This is a genomic window from Streptomyces sp. NPDC005262, assembly GCF_042872425.1.
GTDB lineage: Bacteria > Actinomycetota > Actinomycetes > Streptomycetales > Streptomycetaceae > Streptomyces.
Map to the genome: position 1 here is coordinate 500,939 of NZ_JBIAKK010000001.1, position 23,393 is coordinate 524,331.

Genomic DNA, 23,393 nt, shown 5'->3' on the forward strand with positions numbered 1-23,393 from the left:
CTCACACATGTGATGCAGCTCGTGAGCCGTACCCGGATTCTCATACCGGGCCGGGCCCTCGTCACTGTGCTGGTGGCGGTGTGCTGGCTGGCCCTTGCCGCCACGTCGGCCGCTCGCGCCGACGACCCCGTCACGTTGTCCCGGGACGGGCAGATCACCGACAAGGTGGGTGCGCTCGGCGACCGCCGGGGCCAGGTGGTCGCCGCACTCGACCGTCTCTACGCAGACCGGCGCATCCAGCTCTTCGTCGTGTACGTACGGGACTTCTCCGGCCGTTCCGCGCAGAACTGGGCCGACGAGACGGCCGACAAGAACGGTCTCGGTCTCGACGACGTGCTGCTCGCCGTCGCCACGCACGACCGGCAGTACGCGTACACCGTGGACCCGGGCTCCCGCCTCACCGACGCCCAGCTGCGGGACGTGGCGAGCACGGCCATCGAGCCCGCTCTCAAGCAGAACGACTGGGCGGGCGCCGCGATCGGGGCAGCCGACGGTTACGCCGCCGTGGTGGCCGGGAAGCCTGTGCCCACCCCTGCCGTCACACCCGGCATCGACGATCCCGGAACAGGAAGTTCCGGCGGGACGAGCACCGGGGACCTGATCCTTCCCGTGGTCCTGGTCGGCGGGGCGGGAGCGGTCGCCGCCTATGCGTACACCCGCAGGAGACGACGCACCACGACCCGCACCACGCCCGGGGCGACCGGCTGGGGACAGGGCGCCGCACCGTCGGGCGGGCCGCACCGGCCGCCGCCGACCCCGCTGCCGGACCTCGATGCCCATGCCGAACAGGCGCTGGTGGAGACGGATGACGCCGTCCGCACCAGCGAGGAGGAACTGGGCTTCGCCACGGCGCAGTTCGGGGACGAGGCGGCCGCCCCGTTCACCGAGGCCGTCACGTTCGCGAAAAGCGAGCTGACGGCCGCCTTCCGGTTGCGTCAGCGGCTGGACGACGCGTTCCCGGAGGACGATGCGACGCGTCGCCGGATGCTGGACGAGATCATCAACCGCTGTACGGGGGCAAATGCCCGTCTCGATGCCGTCTCCGAGGACTTCGACCGGCTGCGCGCACTGGAACGCAACGCTCCACAGGCCGTTGCGACAGCCGAGACCGCGTTCCGTGCGCTCGCGGGCCGGGTTTCGGCAGCCGAGACCGCCCTCACCTCGATGCGCAGCCGGTACGCGGATTCGGCCTCCTCCTCCGTCTCGGGCGACATCGAGCAGGCGAAGGACCGCCTCGTCTTCACGACTTCCAGCCTCAACCAGGCGAGGCAGGCGGTGGACGGGGGAAACAACGCGGCGGCGGCAGTGTATGTACGGGCCGCCGAGGGCGCGGTCGATCAGGCGACCACGCTCGTCGACGCCGTGGACCGGCGCGCCCGGGAACTCGCGGAGGCGGTGGCCGAACTACCGGCCGCACTCACCGAGACGGAGACCGATCTGGCCGATGCGGGCGGGCTGCTGGAAGGCACCTCGGAAGGGGTGTCGACCGCGGACCTGCGGGGCCGGATCGCCCGCGCCCAGTCGGTGCTGGGCGATGTGAACAGGGAATTGCAGGCCGGCCGCTACGACCCGATCGATGCGCTGCGCAGGGTGGAGGAGGCCGATGCCGCACTGGACGAGGCGCTGGCCGGGGCCCGCGAACGGGAGCAGGGTGACCGTCGGGCCCGGGCCCTGTTCGACCAGGCGATGCTCACCTCACGCTCGGCGATCGCTGGCGCCGCGGACTTCATCACGACGCATCGGGGAGCCGTCGGCAGCCAGGCCCGGACCCGGCTCGCAGAGGCCCAGCGACGGCTGGAGCGGGCCGGGGAGCTGGCCGGCACGGAGGATCCACAGGGTGCGCTGGCCGAGGCTCATCAGGCCGACTCGCTGGCCGGGCAGGCGCGGAGCCTGGCCGAAGAGGATGTGCGGGCGTACGGGAACCTGAACGGTCCGGGCGGTGTACAAGGAGGGGGCGGCGGGGTCGGCGGCGCGGTCCTCGGCGGGATCATCCTCGGCGGACTGCTGGGCGGCGGCGGGGGCGGCAGGGGGTACGGAGGGGGGTTCGGCGGAGGAGGGTTCGGCGGAGGCGGTGGCCCCGGCAGCTTCGGCGGCGGGGGCACTCGCGGCCGACGGGGCGGCGGCGGCCGCTTCTGAACCACCGGCAGAGCATGCACGGGGAAGGGGTACCCACGGTCCGTAACGGCGTTCGTAGTGTCTGTACAAAGGAGAGGTGCCATGACCAAGCAGACCATCCTCGGCCGCGTCACCCAGCTGGCGAAGGCCAATATCAACGCCCTGCTGGATCAGGCGGAGGATCCGCAGAAGATGCTGGACCAGCTGATCCGCGACTACACGGCGAACATCTCGGAGGCCGAGCAGGCGGTGGCGGCGACCATCGGCAATCTGCGGCTGATGGAACAGGACCACCGCGAGGATGTCGACGCGGCCAAGGAGTGGGGCGACAAGGCCCTCGCGGCCAGTCGCAAGGCGGACGAGCTGCGGGCCGCCGGATCGGTGGCGGAGGCCGACAAGTTCGACAACCTGGCCAAGGTCGCGCTCGGCCGGCAGCTCCAGTCGGAGAAGGAGGCGAAGACCGCGGAACCGACAATCGCGTCGCAGACGGTGGTGGTGGACAAGCTCAAGTCCGGCCTGGACCAGATGAAGTCGAAGCTGACGGAGCTGAAGTCCAAGCGGGACGAGCTGGTCGCGCGTGCCAAGTCGGCCCAGGCACAGAATCAGATGATGGACTCCGTCAAGAACATCAATGTTCTCGATCCCACCAGTGAGCTCGGTCGATTCGAGGACAAGGTGCGGCGGGAGGAGGCGAAGGCCATGGGCAAGCAGGAGCTCGCCGCATCCTCCCTGGACGCCCAGTTCGAGCAGCTGGACAGCCTGGGCGACAGCGCGGAGGTCGAGGCGAGGCTCGCCGCCCTGAAAACGGCCTCATGACCACCGCACCCGGAGCGCTCGCCGCACTCGCACCGCGTCCGGGTGTCAGAACATGCTCAGCAGCTGCTCGGCCGTGCGCTCTGCGGCCGGCTGCCCGTCGGGCAGCGGCAGTTCGAACCAGACTGTCTTGCCGCGCGGCGTCCGCCTGGAACCCCAGGCCGCGCTCAACAGTCCCACCAGCTGCAGCCCTCGCCCGCCCTCGTCCGTGTCGCGCGCCCGGCGTCGCCGTGGCTGGACGAGACCCGCATCCCATACCTCGCACACGAGCGTGCGGTCACGCAGCAGCCTGAGCCGGATCTCGCCCTCGCCGTACCGCAGGGCGTTGGTCACCAGCTCGCTGACGAGGAGCTCGGTGGTGTCCACCAGGTCGTCGAGGTCCCAGGCGATCAGTTGGCTGCGGGCCAGTTCGCGGGCGCGACCCACGGACCGGGGTTCGCGCGGCAGCCGCCAGTCGCCGACCGCGTCGGTCGGCAGACCCTGGATGCGGGCCATCAGCAGGGCGATGTCGTCCTCGCCGTGCCGGGTGTCGAGGGTGCTCAGGACGTGGTCACAGACGTCCTCCAGGGGGAGTTCGGGTTCGACGAGGGCGTTGCGCAGAGCTTGCAGTCCTTCGTCGAGCGGATGGTCGCGGGATTCGACCAGTCCATCGGTGTAGAGGGCGAGGAGGGCGCCCTCCTTGAGTTCGACCTCGACTTCCTCGAAGGGTTCGCCGCCGACGCCGAGCGGCATCCCCGGCGGGACGTCGAGCAGCAGGGCAGGTTCGCCCGGCTCGACCACGACAGGGGGGAGGTGACCGGCGTTGGCGAACGTGCATCGCCGGGTGACCGAGTCGTAGACGGCATAGACACATGTCGCCAAATAGACCTCGGACAGGTCGGCGTCACGGGACTTGTGGGAGGCCCTCGAAGGCCACTGGGCGCCACCGCCGACGCCGTCGGAGGCGGTGCTGCCACCGGGGGTGCCGAGGCCGCGGGCGACCTCGTCGAGCGCGGAGAGCACTTCGGCGGGTTCCAGGTCGAGGAGGGCCAGGGTCCTTACGGCGGTGCGCAGTTCACCCATGGCGACGGCGGCCCGCAGCCCGCGTCCCATGACATCGCCGACGACCAGGGCGGTGCGATGCCCGGGGAGTTCGATCACGTCGAACCAGTCGCCACCCACCTCGGTCGCCGCGTTGCCGGGCAGATAGCGGCAGGCGATGTCGAGACCCGCGGCCTCGGGGTCGCCGGGCGGCAGCAGGCTGCGCTGGAGGATGAGCGCACGCTCGTGCTCGCGCCGGTAGAGGCGGGCGTTGTCGATACAGACGGCGGCGCGGGCGGCCAGTTCGGTGGCGAGGGCACGGTCGCGCTCGCCGAAGGGTTCGCTGCCCTTCGTACGGGAGAACTGGACGAGGCCGACGACGGTGTCATGGGCGACCATCGGCACGGCGAGGGTGGACTGGACGAAGCCACGGTCGTCCCCGGGGACGCTCTTGACCCGGCCGGTACGCAGAGCCTTGGCGCAGGGGGAGTTGAAGGGGTAGCGGTGGACAGCGCCCAGTGCCGGCGGGTCGGTGTCCCCGTCCGTCGCGGTGCCGTCCGGAACGGCGTCCGACACGGCGCTGGCGAAACCGACGCGGCGCAGTTCGGCGGAGCCGCCGACGGGCTCCTGGCTGAGCGAGCCCCACCTGCCGGGCGGTGCCTCGTCGCCGGTGAGCAGCCCCTGGTAGAGGTCGACGGAGGCGAGATCGCAGAAGCCGGGCACGGCCACGTCGAGGAGTTCGCGGGCCGTGGTCTCCAGGTCGAGGGAGTTGCCGATGCGGGCGCTGGCCTCGTTGAGGAGGGCGAGGTTACGGCGGGCGCTGGCGGCCTCGCGGGCAGCGATATGGCGGCGGGTGACATCGGTGGCCAGACCGGCGATGCCGACGGGCCGGCCTGCTCCGCTGTGCACCCGGTAGAGGTTCATCGACCAGTGGCGGCTCTCCTCGTCACCGGGTGCGGTGCCGACGAGCTGAAGATCGGTGACGGAGTCTCCGGTCTCCAGGACCCGCTTGAGGGTGGCGGTGAGCCGCTCGGCCTCGGGGCGGGCGAGATAGTCGTCGACCGTGCGGCCGCGGTGGTCGTCGGCCTGACCGCCGAAGACGGTGGCGAAGCGCTGGTTGGCTCGTACGACCGTGAAGTCCGTGCCGAACAACACGAAACCGAAGGGAGATTGGCCGAAAATGGCCTGCGAAGCCGCCAGATCCGTCTCGATGCGGCGCAGGGCGCGGACGTCCACGACGATGCAGAGCGCGGCCCGCTCCCCGCTCCCCGTCTCACTGGGCATCACATAGAGCTCGGCGAGCCCGTGAACGGCGTTGTCGCCCGGCATGCGGAAGGGGACGAGGCCCGTCCACTCCTTGCCGTCGAGTATCTCGCCGACCCGGCGATGGCCGTCGGTGCGCAGCTCGGAGGGCATGAAGGCCTCGACCGGGTCTCTGCCCACCGCTTCGTCTGCGGCAATGCCGAAGAGACCGGCGGCCCGGCGGCTCCATTGCTCGATCAGCCCGTCGGGGCCGATCGAGAAGGAGGCGACCCTTATGTAGTCATAGATCGAGCCAGGCGGGCTGCTCTGCCACACGACGTTGCCCGCTGTCCCAGGTATTTCGCTCACGCGACCGTCCCCTCCAGCTCACACACCGGACCGGTCCTGCCCGCAGTATTCAGCACTACGGCGCCTACCGACACGGCGTTCACGATCACAGCACGGTCTCAGTCCCTTTCGGCCAGGTACTGACGGGTACTGCCCGAGCTTTGTGATCGCTGTGCGTCCCACCCCACTCCTAACCAGGGAGCGCCAGCTCGAACCACACCGTCTTGCCACTCTTTCCGTGCCGCGTCCCCCAGCGGCGAGCGGAACGGGCCACGAGCTGCAGCCCCCGGCCCCCTTCGTCATCGGGTCCGGCAGCACGTTCGGTGGGCGGATCCGGAAGGGGATCGGAGACTTCCACAAGCAGTCCGGGGCGGGCTTCCGGACCTTCGCCGTCGGGCTGGGGGCGCACGAGTCGCACGCCGATGGGGCCGGAGGTGTAGCGCATGGAATTGGTCACCAGCTCACTGACCAGCAGAACGGTCACATCGCCGACCGTCGCGTCGAGTCCCCAGCCGCGCAGCGCCTCGTGGACCGCATGCCGAGCGGTGCGCACAGCCCCCGGCACGGCCGGAAAGGTCCACTCGGCGCAGTCGCCTTCGGTATCGATCACGCCGATCACTTCCCAAGACCAGCAAACAGGGAACGTTCTGTTTAAGGGGACTAATCAGCCCATACCCGATATTTAGGGTGGACTATCGCTGGAATCGACATGTGGGGCGTACGGGTGTAGGGCGGCGTGCGCGCGCAGAGAGGGGGCGCACGGTCAGTGGTGCGCGCCGTCCGGAAGGGGCCCGGCCGGGGCATCCCGATCAGAGCCGGCTCCGGTCGCGGCGTTTCCGCCCGGCAGGCGGCGCATGGCCTCGGCTACGGCGGGCCGGTCCTGGTCGAGCCAGTCGACCGCGTCACTCTCGCCCGGTCCGAGCCATCTCAGTTCGTCATGGTCCTGGAGCGGGGCGGGGACACCGGACACCAGCCGCGCCGTCCACACCCGGAGCACATATCCGGGCGCCAGCGGCCACTCGCCGGGGATGCGCTCCAGCGGCTCCGTCTCCACACCGAGTTCCTCGCGGAGTTCACGCACGAGCGCCTGCTCGCCGGTCTCCCCCGGCTCCAGCTTCCCGCCGGGCAGCTCCCAGCGGCCCGCCAGCTGAGGCGGGGCGCTACGGCGTGCGGCCAGCATGCGCCCCTGGTCGTAGACGGCTCCGGCCACCACCACGCGATCGTTCATACGCCGGAGCGTAACCCCCGTCCGCGACGCTCCGCCCCGCCCGCCGTGACGACTGCGCCCCGCCCCGCCGACCGGCCCCCTCCCCCAGGCGGCGGTCCGGGAAAGCGTTCAGGAACGGGCGCTCTGCCCCAGGCGCTCGACCCAATAGAGCTGCTTGTGGCCACGGCTGTCGAGTTTGTCGGCGATCTTCTGGGCCTCGGCCTGCGTGGCATACCTGCCGACGCGGTACCTGTTGCCGTTGTCGTCCTGCCTTATCACCAGCCAAGGGAGCACGGCCCCGTTGTCGCTCATCGTGTCCCTCCCGAGCATTGCGCCCCTCCTCCCCTGAACGGCCTGCACGACACCAAGGATCCCCAGGAAACCGCAGTACGCATATGCCCGAGCGTACGCCTGACCTTCACGCAACGGATACGTAATTACACAAAGAGGCACCGATCCGGCCAGCACAAAGGGGCGCAGTCATCCTGATGCGCCCCCCGTGCCACACGGATCACTTGCGCCGCTTACGCCTCCGCCTCCGCCGACGCCGTTGCCGTTGCCGTTGCCGTTGCTGTCCGGATCGTCGGCATCGGCATGAGGACCGGACCGGTCGCCGGCTCCTTGCGGCAGACGTCCCCGCATTCCGCGTCCAGCGAGCAGCACAGTGAGCAGATGGGCCCCGACCGGACCGGGCAGTCAGCGATGTCCGGGAGTTCGTAGGCGGTGTCGCAGACCGAGCAGGTGTGGGTGGCCGTGATGTCCTCGATCTCGACGTCCGGGCCGTTCACCGGGTTGGGGCGGGCCAGGTAGTACTTCCCCTTCGTCACCCAGGCGATCAACGGGCAGAGAGTCACGGAGAGTCCGGCCGCGATGAAGGTCGAGAAGGCCTCCGCGTAGGCACCGAACAGCCCGAAGAAGGCGAGGATCGAGACGGTTGAAGCGATCACCATCGCGCCGAATCCTGCCGGGTTCACCGCGTACAGATAGGCGCGTTTGAACTCGATGTACCGCGGGCTGAGCCCGATCCGCTTGTTGATGACCAGGTCGGCGGCGACGGCCGCGATCCAGGCGATGCCCACGTTCGAGTAGAAGCCCAGCAGTTTGTTGAGGGCGGCGAACATGTTCATCTCCATCAGCGTCAGCGCGATGGCGAGGTTGAGGAAGATGTACCAGACCCGGCCCGGGTGTTTGTGGGTGATCCGCGAGAAGAAGTTCGACCAGGACAGCGAGCCGCTGTAGGCGTTGGTCACATTGATCTTGATCTGCGAGACGATCACGAACAGAGCGGCAGCCGGGAGGGCGAGCGAGCCGAGCCACGGCTTCAGCGCCTCGATCTGCGGCGCGATCGGCTCCAGCGCGTGCGTCTTGCCGACCGCCTCCAAGGCCACGAACGCCAGCAGCGCGCCACCGAGCTGCTTCGCCGCCCCGATGATGACCCAGCCGGGCCCGGCGGCGAGCACCGCGAGATTCCAACGCCGCTTGTTGGCCTCGGTCTTCGCAGGCATGAAGCGCAGATAGTCGGCCTGCTCGCCGATCTGGGCGATGAGCGAGAGTGCGACGCCCGTACCGAGCCCGAACCCGATCCAGGAGAAGCCGGATCCCGCACCCTCCGTGCCACCGAAGGCGCCGAACGCGCCCCAGGCATCGGGGGCTTCGAAGGCGAGCACGACGAACGGCAGGACCATGCCGACGATCCAGATCGGCTGGGTCCATGCCTGCACCTTGGCGAGCGCCCCCATGCCACGGAAGACGATGGGGATGACGATCAACGTGGTCAGCAGATAGCCGGCCTCGACCGGCAGCCCGACGGCCTGATGCATGGCCTGCGCCATGATCGAGCCTTCGAGGGCGAAGAAGATGAAGGTGAAGGACGCGTAGATCAGTGAGGTCAGCGTCGAGCCGAAGTAGCCGAAGCCGGCGCCGCGGGTGACCAGGTCCATGTCCAGGCCGTACTTCGCACAGGCCCGCGCGATCGGCGTGCCGGTGAGGAAGATGATCGTCGCGGCGGTCAGGATCGAGGCGAAACCGCTGCTGAAGCCGTAGGTGAAGACGATCGATGCGCCGATCGCGAAGTCGGCGAGATAGGCGATGCCACCGAGTGCAGTGCCCGCGACCATGGAGGGCGACCAGCGCCGGAAGGAGTGCGGCGCGTAGCGAAGTGAATAGTCCTCGCGGCTTTCGTCAGCGGCGAGCTTTGCGTAACTGCGCCTGGGGGGTGGCGGCTTGGCGGTCCCGGTCTCCGATGCCTCCCGGACCCCGGCGGGCTTCGCCTCCGGGGTCCGGGTCGTCGTCGTGGGGGCGGCGGTGTCCGTCATCGGTGACTTCCCGTTCGTCGGTCCGGTGTGCGGGTACGAACGGGAAAGTAGGAGCAGGACATGACAAGCCGTTGCAGGCGGCGATTGCCCATCGGTTACGGGAACCGAGTGGGCGTTAACTCGTCATCACAAGTGCCGGACAGGCCGTCCGAGTAACGGTCACCCCACAGGAACCCGGCACACCGGCCGCCCGTCAGGGGCGCGACGCACCGGTCACCTGACGGGAAGGTGGTAGGAGATCCGGTAGCGGTCGGCGGGGACCACCACGTCAGCCGTCTCGACCGGCCGCCCCGATGCGTAGTACGTACGCCCGATCACCATCACCACATGGCCCGGCACACCACCGAGCGCCAGGAGCTCCTCCGCCAGCCCCGGGCGCGCGCCGACCTGCTCCACCACGTTGTCCACGACGACATCGATCGCGGCCATCCGCTCGACCACCCCGTAACCGCCCAGCGGGCCTTCCTCCGGCAGCATCACCGGCGTGCGTCCCGTGACCGCCAGGGGTTCCCAGGAGGTGGAGAGCATCATCGGCTCCCCCGCTTCCCGGAAGATGTATCTCGTACGCATCACCCGGTCCCCCGGTTCGATACCGAGGCGGTCGGCGATCTCCGGGCCCGCCTCCTCCTGTTCGCTGCGGGACTCCCAAGTCCCTCGCACCCCCTCCGCCGTCTGCTCCTGGCGGAACGGACTGGCCCCCGCGTCCGGCCGGTAGCCGGAGCGGGCGATGCGACGCGGGACCGGGCGCGCACGCACGTACGTACCGGAGCCGGAGCGTCCCTCCACCAGCCCTTCCGCCATCAGCACCTTGCGTGCCTCCAGCGCGACGGTGTCCGAGACGCCGTACTCCTCGCGAATACGGGCCTGCGACGGCAGGCGCGTGTGCGGCGGCAGCGAACCGTTGACGATCTTCTCTCGCAGATCGCTCGCAACACGCAGATAGGCGGGCTGCTCACCGAATGTCACAGGCCACTCCCAACAGGTTGACAGTCTGCAACAGCCTGGCAACCGTCGGTTGTGCACCGCAAGCACAGGCCAAAGTTTCACCCGAAGTGATGATTTGGCGCTGCCCTGCGCATATCGAGACCCCGGCCACCAGAAACTCACCCCGACACGACGCCATGGATCCCCTCGATCACGCCCGATCACCGCCGACCCCTTGACCCGTTTTGGTCCAGACCAATAGTTTCCTCACCACACAGCACGGCTCTCGCACCTCTCAGCGCACCCACAGGAACGGGCCCCATGCGTCGAAGAACCCTGTCCAGACTGGCCATTGCCGCCTGCGCCCTCTCGCTGGTGGCCGGGATCGCACCCGCCGCCTCCGCCTCCGGAGGCTCCGCCTCCCCCGCCCACGCCTCCGGTTCCGCCGCCTACAAGCGCGTCGGCTACTTCACCCAATGGGGCATCTACGGACGCGACTTCCAGGTCAAGGACCTGGACACGAGCGGCGCCGCGGCGAAGCTCACCCACATCAACTACGCCTTCGGCAACGTCAGCGCCGACGGCAAGTGCTTCACCGGCAATGTGCCGGGAGAGGCCGACGCCTGGGCGGACTACGTCCGTCCGCTGGACGCCGCAGGATCGGTGGACGGCGTCGCGGACGCCGACACCCAGCCTCTCGCGGGCAACTTCAATCAGCTGCGCGAGCTGAAGGCCAAGCACCCCGGCCTCAAGGTGATGATCTCCCTGGGTGGCTGGAGCTGGTCCACCCACTTCTCGGACGCGGCCCGCACCGCCGCCTCCCGCAAGGCGTTCGTCTCCTCCTGCATCGACCTGTACTTCAAGGGCGATCTGCCGGTGGACGGTGCGCGCGGTGGCAAGGGCGCGGCGGCCGGTCTCTTCGACGGCGTGGACATCGACTGGGAGTGGCCCGGCTCCGCCGGCGACACGGACACGGTCTACCGCCCAGAGGACAAGCGGAACTTCACCGCGCTGGTGCACGAGTTCCGCACCCAGCTCGACGCGTACGCGAAGAGCACCGCCAAGGAGGGCAAGGGGCGCGGGCACAGCGGCAGGCCCAAGCACTACGAGCTGTCGGCGTTCGTCCCCACCGCTCCGGCCAAGATCGACGCGGGCTTCGACGTCCGCCGCATCATGCGGGACTTCGACTTCGTGAACCTGCAGGGTTACGACTTCCATGTGTCCGGCGAGGCGACCACGGCGCAGCAGTCCGCGCTGTACGCGAAGGACGACTTCAGCGTCGACCAGACCGTGCGTGAGTGGATCGAGCGCGGCGCCCCCGCCCGCAAGCTGGTCATGGGCATGCCGTTCTACGGTCAGGGCTGGACCGGCGTGACGGGTGGCGGCGACGGCCTCGGCCAGCCCGCCGCGGCCCCCGCACCCGCCACCTGGGCTGCGGGATACGAGGACTACAAGGCCCTCAAGAAGCTGGCCGAATCCGGTACGTACAAGATCCATCGGGATGTCAGGAACGGCCACGCGTGGCTGTTCGACGGCACGACCCTGTGGACGTACGACGACCCGCAGGTGCTGCGCACCAAGACGTCGTACATCCGCCGGCACGGTCTGGGCGGCGCGATGTTCTGGTCGCTGGACGGGGACACCGACGACGGCGAGCTGATGACCGCCGTCGACCAAGGCCTCGACCGGCGCTAGCCGGGTACCCGGCAGAAGCTCACAGGGCACCGGCCAGCAGGGGTGTGGGGGGTGGCCGCCGACGCGGCCGCCCCCACACGTTCAGCGGCTCACGAATGCCCTGCGGACGCGGCAGCAGAACTGCAGCGCCCAGGAGTACGACGATGACGACCATGCGCCCGCCACGCGCCTGACATGCTGACGGTCATGGCCACCTATCTCTGCCCGCAGGACGGCACCCGCGCCGAGACCACCAGCCTGACCTGGTGCTGCCCGGTCTGCCACGGCCCCTGGGACCTCGACTTCGAAGCCGCCGGTCGGATCTCGCTCGACTCCCTGGCCGGACGGGACAATTCACTGTGGCGTTACGAGGAGGCGCTGCCCCTCAGCGCGCCCGCCACCAGCCTCGGGGAGGGCCGCACACCGCTCGTGCCGCTCACCGGCACGGTCTCCGCCAAGCTCGACTTCCTGATGCCGACGCTCTCCTTCAAGGACCGCGGCGCCGTGATGCTCGCCGACCTGGCCCGCCGCCTCTCCCCCGAACGCGTCGTCGCGGACAGCAGCGGCAACGCGGGAACCGCCGTCGCCGCCTACTGCGCGCGGGCCGGGCTGCCCTGCACGGTGTACGTCCCCGAGAACACCTCCCCGAAGAAGACCGAACAGATCCGGGCGCACGGCGCCCGCCTGGAGATCGTCCCCGGTGACCGCGAGGCCACCGCACTCGCCGCGCGGGCCGCCGCCGACTCCCCCGGCACCTTCTACGCCTCGCACGTCTTCAACCCGTACTTCCTGCACGGCACGAAGACATACGTCTACGAGATGTGGGAAGACCTCGGCGGCCGGCTCCCCGACGCCATCGCCGTACCGGTCGGCAACGGCACGCTGCTCCTCGGCGCTGCCCTGGCCATCGGGGAACTCCACGCCCACGGCCTGATCGACGAAAGGCCGGCGCTGATCGCCGTACAGGCCGAGGCCGTCTCACCGCTGGCCGCCGCTTTCCACGCGGGCACGGACGGCCTGCTCGACGATCCCGGCCGCGCGGCCGCCCCCACACTCGCCGAAGGCATCGCGATCCCCCGCCCGCCGCGCGCACGCCAGATCCTGACGGCGGTGAGGGAGTCCGGCGGCACATTCCTCACGGTGACGGAGGATCAGATCCGCAAGGCGCAGCTGGACCTGGCGGCCCGCGGCTTCTACGTCGAGACGACCGGCGTCGCCTGCTGGGCGGCGGTCGGCGACTGGACGGACCGCAGCGTCGTCGTACCGCTGTGCGGCGCGGGACTCAAGACGGGCCTGGCGCCCTGACCTCGCATGCGGTCACCTGCACGCCCTGACCGGCATGCGGGTGACGCGCCTTGCCGGTCATTCCGTCCAGTACGTGTCGTGCTTGATGAAGAACTCGGTCCGCTCCTCCTGTGACCACTCGGCGGCCTGAGCGACCTTCTCGAAGTACTCTTCGCGCGGCGCACCCGGTGTGAACAGCAGCAGCATCGACGCCGGCGCGTCGGAGTCGTTCCGGAATGCGTGCAGCCCGCCCTGCGGTACGTACACGAAGTCGCCCTGCTTGGTGTCGATCCACCGCTCACCGTTGTAGATCCGCACCGCCCCGTCGAGGATGAAGAACGATTCCGAGATCGACCGGTGGAAGTGCGTGGCCGGCCCGCCCGCTCTGGGCGCCATGTCCATCCGGTACAGCCCGAACTCGCCGTGCGTGGTGTGCGTGGTCGCCAGATAGTGGGTGGCACTGCCGGTGCGGGACCGCAGGTTCGGTGCCGTGTCCGCCGGCCGGTACGTGGCGCTGATCTCTCCCTTGCCGTCCCCGTAGATCGGCTCCGGATACGACATGCCGTTCTCCTCTCGATGCTGCCGGTGCTCCCGGCAGGGTCGGGTGCTCTCGGTGCTGCCGGTGCTCGGTGCGGCGGCACCGGGTGACGATCGAGGTCGCCGAGGCGTCGAAGCCGGGCGGTGCACCTGCCCTCTCATCCGCGGCTCAACTCTGTGGCTGGAAGTAGCGAACACCCTTCTCGATGAGGTGCCCGGCATAGGCGCGCCCGAGGGCCGGCTTCCCCCGGTACATCCCCACGTACCCCTGGGCACTGTCGACGACGACCGGTCGGGCGAAACAGGCGAACCGATTGCGCTGCTTCTCCTCCGCCCATGCCATCGCGGCCGGGTCGATCCGGTCGCTGACCAGCACAGGAAAGCAGGCGACGCCGGTCTGCATGCCGACGGGCAGCCCGCCCTTGTTCTTCTTGGCGTACGTGAGCACCTGCGTGGTGAACGTGTCGATGACCGGGACAGTGATCTCGGGCACGGCGGCGGCCACGGTGAACAGATGCAGATTGGTGGCCGCCCAGCGGATCCGGAAGTCGGCCCTCCGGCCTACGAGGACAGGCGCGCCCGCCCAGTCCTCCCAACGCGGCCCGCAGCCGTCGGCCGCCAGCCGGCTCTCGACCGATGTCAGGTAGTTCCGTATCGACTCTTGGCTCATGGCCGCGATTGTCCACGGGCCGGGCACCGTCCGGAAGCCGACTCCGGCTGCCGAAACCGCGCAGGGCCCGACTCGGGCAGGACGGGCTCCCTGACAGCCCGCGGAACGCGGAGCCGGCGACGCGCATGCTGTGGGCCGTAGGTGGCAAAGCAGCGCATGTCCTCGTGCGCCTGCCGTCGGGATACCGCACCGCGCTGAACAATCGCCCAGGTCAAGACGTAGGACGTGGTTCAGCGGACCAAGGGGAACGACCGATGGACAGTACGGGACAGCCGGATCGCAGAGCTCTGCTCGCAGGCGGACTCGCGGTCGCCACGGTTGCGCTTGCGGGGTGCTCGTCGACGAGCGCCGCCCCATCGGCGAACGGCGCTTCGCCGACGGACAGCACTTCGCCGGAGGCGCGGCCGGCCACGCCCGCCGCAGCGTTCGCGAGGTTGATGGACGGCAACAAGCGCTGGGTGAGCGGAGATCTGCACCATCCCGACCGGGATCCGGACCGGCGCGAGCTCGTGGCCCAGACACAGGAGCCTTTCGGGTCGATCCTTTCGTGCATCGACTCGCGGGTACCGCCTGAACTCCTCTTCGACACCGGGCTGGGCGATCTCTACGTGATACGCACCGGCGGGGAGGCGGTCGGCCCGGTGGTCACGGGTTCCGTGGAGTACGGGCCCATGACGAGTGGCACTCCGCTCGTCGTCGTCCTTGGGCATCAGCGTTGCGGCGCCATCAAGGCGGCATACGAGTCCATCCGTGACGGCAAACCGCTGCCGGGAAACCTGGAGGCGATCGCCAGGGCTCTGCGGCCGGCGTACGAGCAAGCGGTCCGGGAAGGCGGTGCCGATCCGGTCGAGACCATGGCCCGCGCCCAGGTCAGGCTGACCGCGGCCGACCTGCGCTCCAACCAGGACCTGGCCCCACTCGTGGCAAAGGGCGGCCTTGCCGTGGTCGGCGCCTACTACTCGCTCGACACCGGCAAGGTGGAAGTCCTGGCCGGCGCGCCCTCCTGACCGGCCGGACCGGCCGGATGCGCGTGGCGGGGGCGGTGAGGACGAACGGCACCGCCCCGTCGAGGCGTCCCGAAGCAGAGGAAAGCACCACGTCAGAGCGGAAACCGGGGAAGGGCCGGACTCGGCAGAGCCCGCCCCTTCCCGACCTGGACGCTTAACGGACGACTCCACATGCAGGATCGAACCGATCACACGTTGAAGCACATGCCCTCCCGCCCGGAACCGCTCAGCGGTCAGTGGCGACAGCGGGCGGCAAGGATGACGATCTCCTTGTCCGTGACCAAATAGACGAGCCGGTGCTCGTCGTCGATCCGTCGCGACCAGACCCCCGGCAAGTCGTACTTCAGCGGCTCCGGCTTGCCGATGCCCGAGAACGGATCACGTTTGACATCCTCGATGAGAAGCACGCCCCGGCACCACCGCCCAGACGAGGGACTCGGACGCCTCCGGGCCGGCCTGACCTGCAAGATCCACCTGGCCGGTGAAGGGCCGTGGCCACACGTTTCGACAAACGCGCCTACGTCTTCCACGGGACCGTCACCCTCGCCTCGATCCGGCTCTGGCTCCGCCCGTGATCAGCCGGGCAGGCCCTGGCTAGGCCTGCCCGGCGAGGGGATGCCTTCACGTCTCGGCGCGGCGGAACTTACGGTTTGTGGGTTACCCAGAGCAGTTCCGCCGGCCAGCGGTGTGCCCAGTCGGGTGGGTCGGTTTCGTTGTAGCCGTTGGGTGTTCCGAGTTCGGGCCGCGGCTCGATGAGGTCGTCGATGATGAGACCCGCGCCGCGCAGGACCTTGACCCAGTCGCCGTAGGTGAGCTGATAGCTGGTCGCGCCGTCGTCTTCGGCGATGGTGTTCAGCCCGAAGTAGTCCTGCTGCAGCGTCGTGGTCACGCGACTGGCGGCTTCGTCGTAGCAAGCTTCGAACCATGGGCTGGCGACGTTGAACACCAGGCGCCCGCCTCGGCCCAAGACGCGTGCCGCCTCCGGGACGGCCAGGTGCGGGGGCGCCCAGCTGAGCCCACCGAAGTCGCAGAACACCAGGTCGAAGCTGTCCGCGGCGAAGGGGAGTTGTTCGGCGGCGCCTTGCACCAGCGGGTAGCGGGCCGCTCCCATCGCGCGGTCCGCTGCGGCAAGTTGGGCTTCGGACAGGTCGAGCCCGACCACGGTGGCGCCCTCGGCGGCGAGCACCCTGGACCACTGGCCGGCGCCGCAGCCGAGTTCGAGGACGCGCTTGCCGGTGACGTCGCCCAGGGCGTCCAGGTGCGCGTCGGGGATGGAGTACATGCCCCACAGCCGGGGTGTGGCGCCGATTTGCGGGTCGTGCCTGTACTGGTAGGCGCTGCTGATCTGGTTCCAGAGCCGCCGGTTGGCGGGGATGCTGTCCACGTGCCGACTCCAGCACTGCCTGCCGGGCGCGGTCAACACGATTAGGGCACTGGCCGGCCCTCGGTCCGGCCCTGGCTCGGCCCATGATCCGCCGGACGAGCCCTAGCCAGTCCTCGCGGCCCTGATCCTCGAAGACGAGCCTCACGCGGCACCCGCACCAGCATCCGCCGAGTCCGGATCGATCAGCTCGCGCTCCGTAGCTCCAGGGCACTCGCGAGGTGGGAGACCTCGGGCTCCGCGGCTACCGGGACTGCCACGCCCGTACGAGGTCGTCCGGTCCCCAGTGCGCGGTCAGCGGCAGATCATCGGCCACACCGCAGCGGGAGACCGCGACCAGCGGGGTGTCCAGGGCGGTACCGGGGACGGCGAGCATGTCGCGTACCAGGGTGTCGTACTCATGACGGCCGAAGGGCCGGGACTCCCGCCACTTCACCGACCCGACGAAATGCACCCGCCGGGCCACCGGCTCGCGGTCTGCACCGATGAGGTCGATCTCGGGGTTGTTCTGACGGTTCCACCAGCCGCCGACGGCCTCGGTCTCGGGCCACTCGTCATCGGGCATCAGACGCAGCAAGGACTCGCGGATCAGCGGCTCGACCGCTTTCCCGCGCCAAGCGGTCCATGATCGCTCGATGCGCTCCAGGGCCAGGTCACCGCGGCCCCGCTCGATGAGTGGGATCGCGCGTGCCAGGAAGGCCAGCCAGAACCGCAGATACGGATCGGCGATCCGGTAGCGCTTGTTCTTGCTGTCCGACTTGACGGACAGGGGGAGATCAGCGGCCAGGGCTCGCTTCGTCTGCAGCGTGGCCAGCAGCGGGGAGAGCGTGCCGGACGGCAGCGCGCCGGCGCCGCCGGCCTGGGCTGCGATCGCGCTGAACGTGCGCTCACCGTTGCCCACCGCTTCCAGTACGGCCCGTGAGTGCGAAGCCTCGGGGAATTCGCCCAGCAGGGACAGCTCGCCGGCCACCAGCAGAGGCGAGAGAGGATTGGCGACCGAAGCCTGCAAGAAGGCCGTACGCCCCGTCCCCGGCCGCCATGACTGCACGATCTCGGGGAAACCGCCAGTGATCAACTGGGCGTCGACAGCTTCCGCGGCGTCGAGCCCGGTCATGGCCTGCACGTCGGCCAGGTTCAGGGGGTGAACGGTCATTTTCGCTGCCCTCCCGAAGAACGGACGCCCGTACGACTGCAGCCCCTCCATCACCGATGTATCACTGCCGACCAGCAGCAGAAGCACCGGCTTGGCAGACAGGTGACGGTCCCAGACGGTCTGGAGCGCGCCCTCGAATTCCTGATCCTGCTCGACCAGCCAGGGCACCTCGTCGATCACCGCGATGCTGGGTGAGTCATCGGGTACCGCGAGCGCCAGCGAACGCAGAGCCTGGTTCCAGTCCTGCGCCTGGAGGCCGGCGACCAACTCCGCCCCCGGCAGGAGTGACTGCGCGAGGGTCGCGTCGAAGTCGGCGCGCTCCGTCACAGGGTTGCGCCCCCGGGTGGCCTGGAACACCACGTACGGCGCTCCCGAGCGGTCGCAGAACTCCTGGACCAGTCGTGACTTCCCTACTCGGCGCCGCCCCGTCATGATCACGGCCCGCCCCCGGGTGGCCCCAGCACCCTCTGCCACCGTCCGGTACTGCTCGGCCAGCAGCTCAAGATCTCCGGCCCGACCTTGGAAATCCATGAGGCGTCCCTGGGTAATCAACGTAGATGCATTCTTACGTAGATTGAATCTTACTTCACATCTGCCTGCTGGAGAGCGCAGCGGCGGGGGGGGGGGGGGGCGATTGCGGTTCGGAGCCGGCCTCCTGCTCGCCGAGCGTGGCTGCCAGAGGGTGTGAGGGCGGTCGACCTCGTCATCCTCGGCGGGCTCAGCCAGTGGTCGTAGTCGTCGCCCGTGTCGGCGTGGAGCTTGCCGGGGCGCCGGTGCCGGGGGCTGCGGCGCGAGCGGATCGGCGGGACGCCCTTGACACAGGTCAGCCGCTACTCGGCGGCGCGTAGCGATCGGCGATGACGCCGCGCTCCCCGGCGGCATCCCGCAGAGCGAACTGAAGCGTGGCCACTTCCTCCCACGACGCCATATCGGGAAGCGTCGGAATGCAGACGAGCTCCCCCCGGTCCAGCCCGTCGAGCGCGGCCCGCACCAGATCGTCCGCATCGACGAACGACTCGTCGGGGAACATGGACGAGGTCCCCGCGGCTTCGAAGAACTCGGTGCGCAACGGGGCCGGGCAGCACAACCTGGACACGGATACCGGTCGGCGCCACCTCCCGCTGCAGGGCCAGGGAGAAATGCAGGACGTAGGCCTTGGACGCTCCGTAGGCGGCACCGCGGGGCGGTGGACGGAAAGCGCCTTCCAAGGGGGCTTTCTCTTTTTGGACTTAGACACACACCGCTCCCACCCACCCTTATTAAAAACCGGACACCAGACCTCTGGCCGGCAGCCCGGAATAGGTTTCCAAGACTCCTCTTCCATCACCGGACCCCCATTTCTCGCTCAAAGGCACGACGCTGATTCCAATCCTCAGAGCAGGTGTGGCACCGGACAGTCAGAGGGCTTCTAGCGAGTCCGCAGGGTCCGAATTGAGCCTCACCTAGTGTGTTTTTGGGCAGGAATCAATTGATTTCCAAAAATTTAAAACCCGTACACGATGACAGGAAGGTACCCCCGGTGGGTCCGCTCTTATTGAAATAAAGTATTACCCCCTGCACGTAATGACAGAAAGAATTAATTGTCGGAACAATTGTTTCCTTCCATGCTGCATTTTGGCGGGCATGCCGATTGTGCTGACATTATCTGAAGCATCGCGATTTAATTCATTCGTTCGCCGGTTCTCTTTGTGACATCGACGCGAGAGTTCTCCCGCAGCAGGCGGAAGACTATTGCGGTCGTACCAGCCGCGGTGCAGCTGTCACGTCGGCACCTCGCTCCAGCGCCGCAACTGGTCAGCCTCAGCGTGCCGGGTTGGCACACCCTACGGTGATTCGAGCCCGCTGACGTTGGGTGTGCATCTCAGGGACATGAAGGAAATAATTAATTCCTGAATTTGCTCACCCGGGAACCTTGTGCGTATAGTCGAACGCGTTGCAATTTGGGGGTGTGGCGAACCTCTAATCTGACCGAACATCACACAGCTCGGCCTCGGACAGGCTGGGTTCCGAGGTGGGCAGAGGATTTGAGAATGGACGGCCTTTCTAGCGAAGCGACAGAATTGATCAAGCTCGGTGGCCTGGCATTAAGGAAACAGGGGCTGATCACTGAAGCTCTGCGCGCCTACGCAAAACAGGCAGATTCTCTGGATGAGCGCTCTGAAGCGCTTGACGTCGCGAGCGAAATAAGAGAAATCATAGAGCAGCATTATCAGTAAGTGCATGAATCGGGGCCACGGCAATAATCCGTTGTGCCGCCTGCAAGGTGGCCCAGGTCTGAGGTGGAGGGGTCCACTTCGGGTTGAGAGAGTGAGTAAAGAAAGGGCCCCCGGCTTCGGCCGGGGGCCCTTTCTTTGTTTCAGGAGTGCCGATTACTTGTCGTTCAGATCCGTGGATTCCTGAACTTCCGCCTTCAGCTGCTCTTTTGCCTCTTCGGCAGCCTTCTTGACTCCTCGGAAGTGACCAGCCGCGGCAACAGCTCCACCGACCGCTAGCCCGCCCGCAGCACCCACCCAGGCGCCCTTCACGAACCCGACCTTCTCGATAGCTTTGACGAGCTTGTCGACACCGCCCGCCGCTTTCGCCGCAGCCGTGATGTCCTGATAACGCCCGAGATTGCTCATCTTGTACCCCCCCATTGTTCTTGTGCCCGCTCCCTCCCCGGTTGCGGAGCAACAATCATGCATCCAACCGGTCAACGGCGGGCCTGGTACCTCGATTTCGCTACTGCCGAGGGAGTCAGCGGGGTGGCTGCCCTCCGGACGGTATCGAGACCGTTCGGGGACGCTGCCTGTCGATGCGCCTCATCTTGGCCTCGTGCTCCTCGCGCTCTTCGTTGATCTCCTGAGCAATCGCGATGGTCACCTTGATGTCCGGGTCATAGTCCGTGATCTGCTGCCACATGTTCGAGCCGTGAAGCTCGGCGACCCAACCCGCCTGGAAATCCTCGGGGTCATCGTCGTCCCAGCCGACGTAATACAGGGAACCAACGCGGTCCCCACCCGCGTAGAGGTCGAACGACTTGGCGCCATCCCCCTGCCGCAGCTCCAGCTCACTCACTTACTGGCCTCCGCCTTCTTGATCGGGTCTTCCAGCGTCGGGGGGTAGGTGAAGCTCACCTTGTAGACCGAGAGGTCGCCCTTGCCCTTGGAGGCCGTCACCGGCCCGTAAGTGTTGTCGATCAGATGCATGATCAACCTCGCTGCTGCCCACTCCATAGAGGCGTCGAACGTGAACGTGCCGAGGACACTCCCATCCTCAGCTCGCTCAAAGTCCAGGTCGCACGTCCGAGGCAACAGCCCCGAGACGCCCATGGTGATCGCGACCCACATTTCGTTCATTGCGTTGTAGGCCATCAGCTCTTCCTCTTGAAGATCGGTACCTCAACGACCCTGACCATTGACGTGGCGTCCGCGGCCTCAAGCTCCCGCTTGCGGCTCTCGGCGCTCCGCTCGTCGAAGGCCCCGACGGAAGTCCACTCCCTTCCGTCCTGGGTCCACTTCAGTCGATAGTTCTTCACGGTTCTCCTGGGAGTTACAGGGTGTAGAGGTCTTCGTTTGCGGCGAACACGTCATCCGCCACGTTCGCGAGAAGCGCGTCCGTTGACGTCTGTCGGCACGCCTCTGTTATGCCATCCCTGAACTGCTCGATGGTCTCCCCATCGGGGTCTACGTCTCCCTCGGTGCCATCCGCCGCCTTCGCGTTCAGCAGCATCTCCTTGGCGCCAAGGAATCGATCCCCGTCATCCATGTCAGCGAGCCAGGTAGCGCAGGACCGCGCCCCGTAAGCAGCCGTCCCGGACTCCGCGGAGTCGTCCTCGCCACACCCCACAGCGAGAACCAGAAGCAGCCCCACAACTGCCGCTCTACCAACCTTCATCCCCTACCCCCTCCAAACAGGCCCGCCCCTCTCGGGACGGGCCGCTAACGGTATCTCTCAGGTCTGACAGTCAGTCCTTGCGGACGTTACGGACTAGCGCGTCACTCTTCCCACGGCTGCTTCGGAATGCTCATGCCGCGGTCCCGAAGCGCAGCGGCACATCCTTGCGACCAGGCAACCAACTGCTTGTCGTTCCAGTCCACGGCTTTGTCATTCAACTGGTTGAGCACAGGGTCGTGTGCCACCCCGGCTTCGCAATCGTTCAGGGCCGTATCCGCGTCCTCCATGACGAAGGACCAGTGGCCTGCGTCGTAGTAGCCGGCCTTGTACTCGGGTGACGAAGTGTCCGGTCCGGACGAGCAGCCTGTAAGCATCAGGCCAACCGTCAGCGCAGTAGCAGCGATGCGCGCTCTCATGTCGATTTACCCCCCACGTGGTTCGTGACCAGTGATCATATGTGTTTGAAATGTGAACGAGAAGAGGGGATCTCGTGAAGTTAGATCCCCTCGTTGCTGGTTAGCCGCGCTCTACGTACTTGTAGGTCGGCCCGGCCCTCCAACTCTCACCAGGCCGCTCCTGCACGCTCATGCGGACCAGCGGGAGGCCGGCCAATCCGCGGTGCCGCCCTCAGCACTACAGGGCCAAGCCCGTGCAACCACCATGCACACGAGACAGGCCCGGCGGCACGGTTGGCTCACCTCGCGCTGCCGTCCGATGGCCTGCCAGCAGGGGCGGTCTGGGGTTTCAACTGGCTCACGACTGGCCAGGGATGAAGCAGCACGGGACGGGCTGTCAGATGCCGGAGCGCCGGTGGATTAAAAAATGGGGATTTCGGTGCCGAAACTGGCTATGAGTGACAACTATGCCGCAATCATATCCTCGGTGATCGCGGCAGTTATTGTGGTCGGCTTCATCGAGATGCATGCGCTCATGAAATGGGCCATGAAACGAGGTGATGCCATTTACTTGGAGCAGGAAGAAGCTACCGCCTTGGCCGTTCTCGGCATGCGCGAAGGGGTCGGTCCTACTCCAGAGCAATTAAGCTACCTGAACCGAGTGAATACCATACTCTCCCAGCGTAAGCGGTTTTTTAGAATGGCTATCCCTGTTGCCCTTTGGTGGATATGGACTCTCTTGTGTATTGGCCTGGTAGCAACACTGCTAGAGGTCCTGCTTTGGACGGCCACAGATAATCGCGGGAAATCCCCTGGACTTACTCTTGGCTCGCTTATCTTTTCATCTCTAGGCGTCATGGCCCTACTGGTCGCTGCACTGGGACGCGCCCTTTCGCACTTCGGTACAGAGGTGATCACGTCAAACACAGGGGTAGACATCACCTCTTATGAGGAGCGAGAAATCTACAGTCGCCTGGACGCGTTTCGAGCGGATCGGGGATTGCTTCCTTGGCAGCGTTGGTCACCTTTCGGCTTGCGGTGGTTCATGAGATGGATGGAGAACCGATAGAAATCAAGATGACATGCAGGCGACATACGGGCCACGCGGTAAGCCGTCCGTTGTGAATACTGCCCCTGCCAGCCACGGGGAGGACTGACAAGGACAGGGTTCGGAAGTGTCGGCGTTGTTGCCGCCGAGCTGGCCCAGGCTAACTTCGGCGGCTGCGCCAGCCTCAGCGCCGGGGCTTATGGGTTACTCGTTCCGCAGCACCAGGGCGAAGGGCGTACAGAGGCGCCGTCCCCCGCTGGCCAGGCCCTACTGCTTGACAACCCACTGACTGAGGGAGAGGGGTCTACCTCGGGTTGAGAGAGTAAGTAATAAATCGCCCCCCCGGCTGCGACTGGAGGGCTTTTCATTGTTTCAGGCGCTCCT

Annotated in this window: 24 protein-coding genes and 3 pseudogenes; 8 read left to right on the forward strand and 19 right to left on the reverse strand. The window is 67.4% G+C overall.

The features are described 5' to 3' along the window. Positions 1–12 precede the first annotated feature (12 nt). Positions 13–2,136: a TPM domain-containing protein gene (locus ACFYP5_RS02165; RefSeq protein ID WP_389030693.1), complete on the forward strand. Its 2,124-nt coding sequence runs from the start codon at positions 13–15 to the stop codon at positions 2,134–2,136. An 81-nt stretch (positions 2,137–2,217) separates the two neighbouring features. Beyond that, positions 2,218–2,931 carry a PspA/IM30 family protein gene (locus ACFYP5_RS02170; protein ID WP_389029359.1) on the forward strand — a complete coding sequence of 238 codons (714 nt, stop codon included), beginning with the start codon at positions 2,218–2,220 and terminating at the stop codon, positions 2,929–2,931. A gap of 45 nt (positions 2,932–2,976) precedes the next feature. Here the strand turns inward: ACFYP5_RS02170 and ACFYP5_RS02175 are convergent, their stop codons facing one another. The 6 genes from ACFYP5_RS02175 to ACFYP5_RS02200 all read right to left on the reverse strand — a co-directional run bounded on the left by ACFYP5_RS02175 (position 2,977) and on the right by ACFYP5_RS02200 (position 10,026). Beyond that, positions 2,977–5,526 (reverse strand): SpoIIE family protein phosphatase, encoded by a 2,550-nt coding sequence (locus tag ACFYP5_RS02175; RefSeq protein ID WP_389030696.1) that lies wholly within the window; start codon positions 5,524–5,526, stop codon positions 2,977–2,979. Between the two features lie 202 nt (positions 5,527–5,728). Next, positions 5,729–6,157 carry an ATP-binding protein gene (locus ACFYP5_RS02180; RefSeq protein ID WP_389029362.1) on the reverse strand — a complete coding sequence of 143 codons (429 nt, stop codon included), beginning with the start codon at positions 6,155–6,157 and terminating at the stop codon, positions 5,729–5,731. A gap of 144 nt (positions 6,158–6,301) precedes the next feature. Next, positions 6,302–6,766 (reverse strand): (deoxy)nucleoside triphosphate pyrophosphohydrolase, encoded by a 465-nt coding sequence (locus tag ACFYP5_RS02185; protein WP_389029365.1) that lies wholly within the window; start codon positions 6,764–6,766, stop codon positions 6,302–6,304. Between the two features lie 108 nt (positions 6,767–6,874). After that, the gene (locus ACFYP5_RS02190; protein WP_389029368.1) at positions 6,875–7,075 is read right to left on the reverse strand and encodes an SPOR domain-containing protein; all 201 of its coding nucleotides are present in this window, start codon (positions 7,073–7,075) and stop codon (positions 6,875–6,877) included. A gap of 194 nt (positions 7,076–7,269) precedes the next feature. Further along, positions 7,270–9,060: a purine-cytosine permease family protein gene (locus ACFYP5_RS02195; protein ID WP_389029371.1), complete on the reverse strand. Its 1,791-nt coding sequence runs from the start codon at positions 9,058–9,060 to the stop codon at positions 7,270–7,272. Positions 9,061–9,273: 213 nt separating this feature from the next. Then, the gene (locus ACFYP5_RS02200; RefSeq protein ID WP_389029374.1) at positions 9,274–10,026 is read right to left on the reverse strand and encodes a GntR family transcriptional regulator; all 753 of its coding nucleotides are present in this window, start codon (positions 10,024–10,026) and stop codon (positions 9,274–9,276) included. 279 nt (positions 10,027–10,305) lie between these two features. On the opposite strand from ACFYP5_RS02200, the gene ACFYP5_RS02205 reads away from it, so the two are divergent. Further along, a complete protein-coding gene (locus tag ACFYP5_RS02205) occupies positions 10,306–11,679 on the forward strand; it encodes a glycoside hydrolase family 18 protein (RefSeq protein ID WP_389029377.1) in 1,374 nt (457 codons plus the stop codon). A gap of 186 nt (positions 11,680–11,865) precedes the next feature. After that, positions 11,866–12,963: a threonine synthase gene (locus ACFYP5_RS02210; RefSeq protein ID WP_389029383.1), complete on the forward strand. Its 1,098-nt coding sequence runs from the start codon at positions 11,866–11,868 to the stop codon at positions 12,961–12,963. Positions 12,964–13,020: 57 nt separating this feature from the next. On the opposite strand, the gene ACFYP5_RS02215 is transcribed toward ACFYP5_RS02210, so the two are convergent. Both ACFYP5_RS02215 and ACFYP5_RS02220 read right to left on the reverse strand, forming a co-directional pair. Next, entirely contained in the window at positions 13,021–13,503 is a 483-nt protein-coding gene (locus ACFYP5_RS02215) for a cupin domain-containing protein (RefSeq protein ID WP_389029386.1), read from the reverse strand. Positions 13,504–13,648: 145 nt separating this feature from the next. Then, a complete protein-coding gene (locus tag ACFYP5_RS02220) occupies positions 13,649–14,149 on the reverse strand; it encodes a levansucrase (RefSeq protein WP_389029389.1) in 501 nt (166 codons plus the stop codon). 254 nt (positions 14,150–14,403) lie between these two features. Between ACFYP5_RS02220 and ACFYP5_RS02225 the strand changes: the two genes are divergently transcribed. Further along, entirely contained in the window at positions 14,404–15,156 is a 753-nt protein-coding gene (locus ACFYP5_RS02225) for a carbonic anhydrase (protein WP_389029393.1), read from the forward strand. A 233-nt stretch (positions 15,157–15,389) separates the two neighbouring features. Here the strand turns inward: ACFYP5_RS02225 and ACFYP5_RS02230 are convergent. Next, positions 15,390–15,557, reverse strand: a pseudogene (locus ACFYP5_RS02230) (Txe/YoeB family addiction module toxin); the annotation flags it as partial. On the opposite strand from ACFYP5_RS02230, the pseudogene ACFYP5_RS02235 reads away from it, so the two are divergent. After that, positions 15,556–15,645, forward strand: a pseudogene (locus tag ACFYP5_RS02235) (IS5/IS1182 family transposase); the annotation flags it as partial. The pseudogenes ACFYP5_RS02230 and ACFYP5_RS02235 sit on opposite strands and share 2 nt — an antisense overlap. 154 nt (positions 15,646–15,799) lie before the next feature. Here the strand turns inward: ACFYP5_RS02235 and ACFYP5_RS02240 are convergent. The 4 genes and pseudogenes from ACFYP5_RS02240 to ACFYP5_RS02255 form a co-directional block, all read right to left on the reverse strand. Beyond that, on the reverse strand, positions 15,800–16,540 hold the full coding sequence (locus ACFYP5_RS02240; RefSeq protein WP_389029396.1) for a class I SAM-dependent methyltransferase: 741 nt from the start codon (positions 16,538–16,540) through the stop codon (positions 15,800–15,802). Positions 16,541–16,781: 241 nt separating this feature from the next. Beyond that, the gene (locus ACFYP5_RS02245) at positions 16,782–18,221 is read right to left on the reverse strand and encodes an ATP-binding protein (protein WP_389029399.1); all 1,440 of its coding nucleotides are present in this window, start codon (positions 18,219–18,221) and stop codon (positions 16,782–16,784) included. Positions 18,222–18,406: 185 nt separating this feature from the next. Then, positions 18,407–18,508, reverse strand: a pseudogene (locus ACFYP5_RS02250) (IS5/IS1182 family transposase); the annotation flags it as partial. A gap of 12 nt (positions 18,509–18,520) precedes the next feature. Beyond that, positions 18,521–18,898: an SDR family NAD(P)-dependent oxidoreductase gene (locus ACFYP5_RS02255; protein WP_389029402.1), complete on the reverse strand. Its 378-nt coding sequence runs from the start codon at positions 18,896–18,898 to the stop codon at positions 18,521–18,523. 822 nt (positions 18,899–19,720) lie between these two features. On the opposite strand from ACFYP5_RS02255, the gene ACFYP5_RS02260 reads away from it, so the two are divergent. Then, on the forward strand, positions 19,721–19,906 hold the full coding sequence (locus ACFYP5_RS02260) for a hypothetical protein (protein WP_389029405.1): 186 nt from the start codon (positions 19,721–19,723) through the stop codon (positions 19,904–19,906). Positions 19,907–20,059: 153 nt separating this feature from the next. On the opposite strand, the gene ACFYP5_RS02265 is transcribed toward ACFYP5_RS02260, so the two are convergent. The 6 genes from ACFYP5_RS02265 to ACFYP5_RS02290 form a co-directional block, all read right to left on the reverse strand. Beyond that, on the reverse strand, positions 20,060–20,311 hold the full coding sequence (locus ACFYP5_RS02265) for a hypothetical protein (RefSeq protein WP_389029408.1): 252 nt from the start codon (positions 20,309–20,311) through the stop codon (positions 20,060–20,062). Positions 20,312–20,426: 115 nt separating this feature from the next. Beyond that, the gene (locus tag ACFYP5_RS02270; protein WP_389029411.1) at positions 20,427–20,747 is read right to left on the reverse strand and encodes a hypothetical protein; all 321 of its coding nucleotides are present in this window, start codon (positions 20,745–20,747) and stop codon (positions 20,427–20,429) included. Further along, positions 20,744–21,043, reverse strand: a complete 300-nt coding sequence (locus ACFYP5_RS02275; RefSeq protein WP_389029414.1) for a hypothetical protein — start codon at positions 21,041–21,043, stop codon at positions 20,744–20,746. The genes ACFYP5_RS02270 and ACFYP5_RS02275 overlap by 4 nt, the downstream gene beginning before the upstream one ends. Further along, complete coding sequence (locus ACFYP5_RS02280) at positions 21,043–21,207, reverse strand: hypothetical protein (RefSeq protein ID WP_389029416.1); 165 nt, start codon at positions 21,205–21,207, stop codon at positions 21,043–21,045. Before ACFYP5_RS02280 ends, ACFYP5_RS02275 begins: the two co-directional genes overlap by 1 nt. A 14-nt stretch (positions 21,208–21,221) precedes the next feature. Further along, positions 21,222–21,566 (reverse strand): hypothetical protein, encoded by a 345-nt coding sequence (locus ACFYP5_RS02285; protein WP_389029419.1) that lies wholly within the window; start codon positions 21,564–21,566, stop codon positions 21,222–21,224. A gap of 101 nt (positions 21,567–21,667) precedes the next feature. Continuing rightward, positions 21,668–21,982 (reverse strand): hypothetical protein, encoded by a 315-nt coding sequence (locus ACFYP5_RS02290; protein WP_389029421.1) that lies wholly within the window; start codon positions 21,980–21,982, stop codon positions 21,668–21,670. Positions 21,983–22,388: 406 nt separating this feature from the next. Between ACFYP5_RS02290 and ACFYP5_RS02295 the strand changes: the two genes are divergently transcribed. Beyond that, a complete protein-coding gene (locus tag ACFYP5_RS02295) occupies positions 22,389–23,030 on the forward strand; it encodes a hypothetical protein (RefSeq protein WP_389029424.1) in 642 nt (213 codons plus the stop codon). The last annotated feature ends 363 nt before the right edge of the window (positions 23,031–23,393 follow it).

Excerpts from the sequence above, each read along its gene's own strand:
- ACFYP5_RS02165 (WP_389030693.1), top strand. The coding sequence starts at position 13 with ATGCAGCTCGTGAGCCGTACCCGGATTCTCATACCGGGCCGGGCCCTC.
- ACFYP5_RS02170 (WP_389029359.1), top strand. The coding sequence starts at position 2,218 with ATGACCAAGCAGACCATCCTCGGCCGCGTCACCCAGCTGGCGAAGGCC.
- ACFYP5_RS02185 (WP_389029365.1), bottom strand. The coding sequence starts at position 6,766 with ATGAACGATCGCGTGGTGGTGGCCGGAGCCGTCTACGACCAGGGGCGC.
- ACFYP5_RS02190 (WP_389029368.1), bottom strand. The coding sequence starts at position 7,075 with ATGCTCGGGAGGGACACGATGAGCGACAACGGGGCCGTGCTCCCTTGG.
- ACFYP5_RS02195 (WP_389029371.1), bottom strand. The coding sequence starts at position 9,060 with ATGACGGACACCGCCGCCCCCACGACGACGACCCGGACCCCGGAGGCG.
- ACFYP5_RS02205 (WP_389029377.1), top strand. The coding sequence starts at position 10,306 with ATGCGTCGAAGAACCCTGTCCAGACTGGCCATTGCCGCCTGCGCCCTC.
- ACFYP5_RS02210 (WP_389029383.1), top strand. The coding sequence starts at position 11,866 with ATGGCCACCTATCTCTGCCCGCAGGACGGCACCCGCGCCGAGACCACC.
- ACFYP5_RS02215 (WP_389029386.1), bottom strand. The coding sequence starts at position 13,503 with ATGTCGTATCCGGAGCCGATCTACGGGGACGGCAAGGGAGAGATCAGC.
- ACFYP5_RS02220 (WP_389029389.1), bottom strand. The coding sequence starts at position 14,149 with ATGAGCCAAGAGTCGATACGGAACTACCTGACATCGGTCGAGAGCCGG.
- ACFYP5_RS02225 (WP_389029393.1), top strand. The coding sequence starts at position 14,404 with ATGGACAGTACGGGACAGCCGGATCGCAGAGCTCTGCTCGCAGGCGGA.
- ACFYP5_RS02245 (WP_389029399.1), bottom strand. The coding sequence starts at position 18,221 with ATGGATTTCCAAGGTCGGGCCGGAGATCTTGAGCTGCTGGCCGAGCAG.
- ACFYP5_RS02260 (WP_389029405.1), top strand. The coding sequence starts at position 19,721 with ATGGACGGCCTTTCTAGCGAAGCGACAGAATTGATCAAGCTCGGTGGC.
- ACFYP5_RS02265 (WP_389029408.1), bottom strand. The coding sequence starts at position 20,311 with ATGAGCAATCTCGGGCGTTATCAGGACATCACGGCTGCGGCGAAAGCG.
- ACFYP5_RS02275 (WP_389029414.1), bottom strand. The coding sequence starts at position 21,043 with ATGGCCTACAACGCAATGAACGAAATGTGGGTCGCGATCACCATGGGC.
- ACFYP5_RS02285 (WP_389029419.1), bottom strand. The coding sequence starts at position 21,566 with ATGAAGGTTGGTAGAGCGGCAGTTGTGGGGCTGCTTCTGGTTCTCGCT.
- ACFYP5_RS02290 (WP_389029421.1), bottom strand. The coding sequence starts at position 21,982 with ATGAGAGCGCGCATCGCTGCTACTGCGCTGACGGTTGGCCTGATGCTT.
- ACFYP5_RS02295 (WP_389029424.1), top strand. The coding sequence starts at position 22,389 with ATGGGGATTTCGGTGCCGAAACTGGCTATGAGTGACAACTATGCCGCA.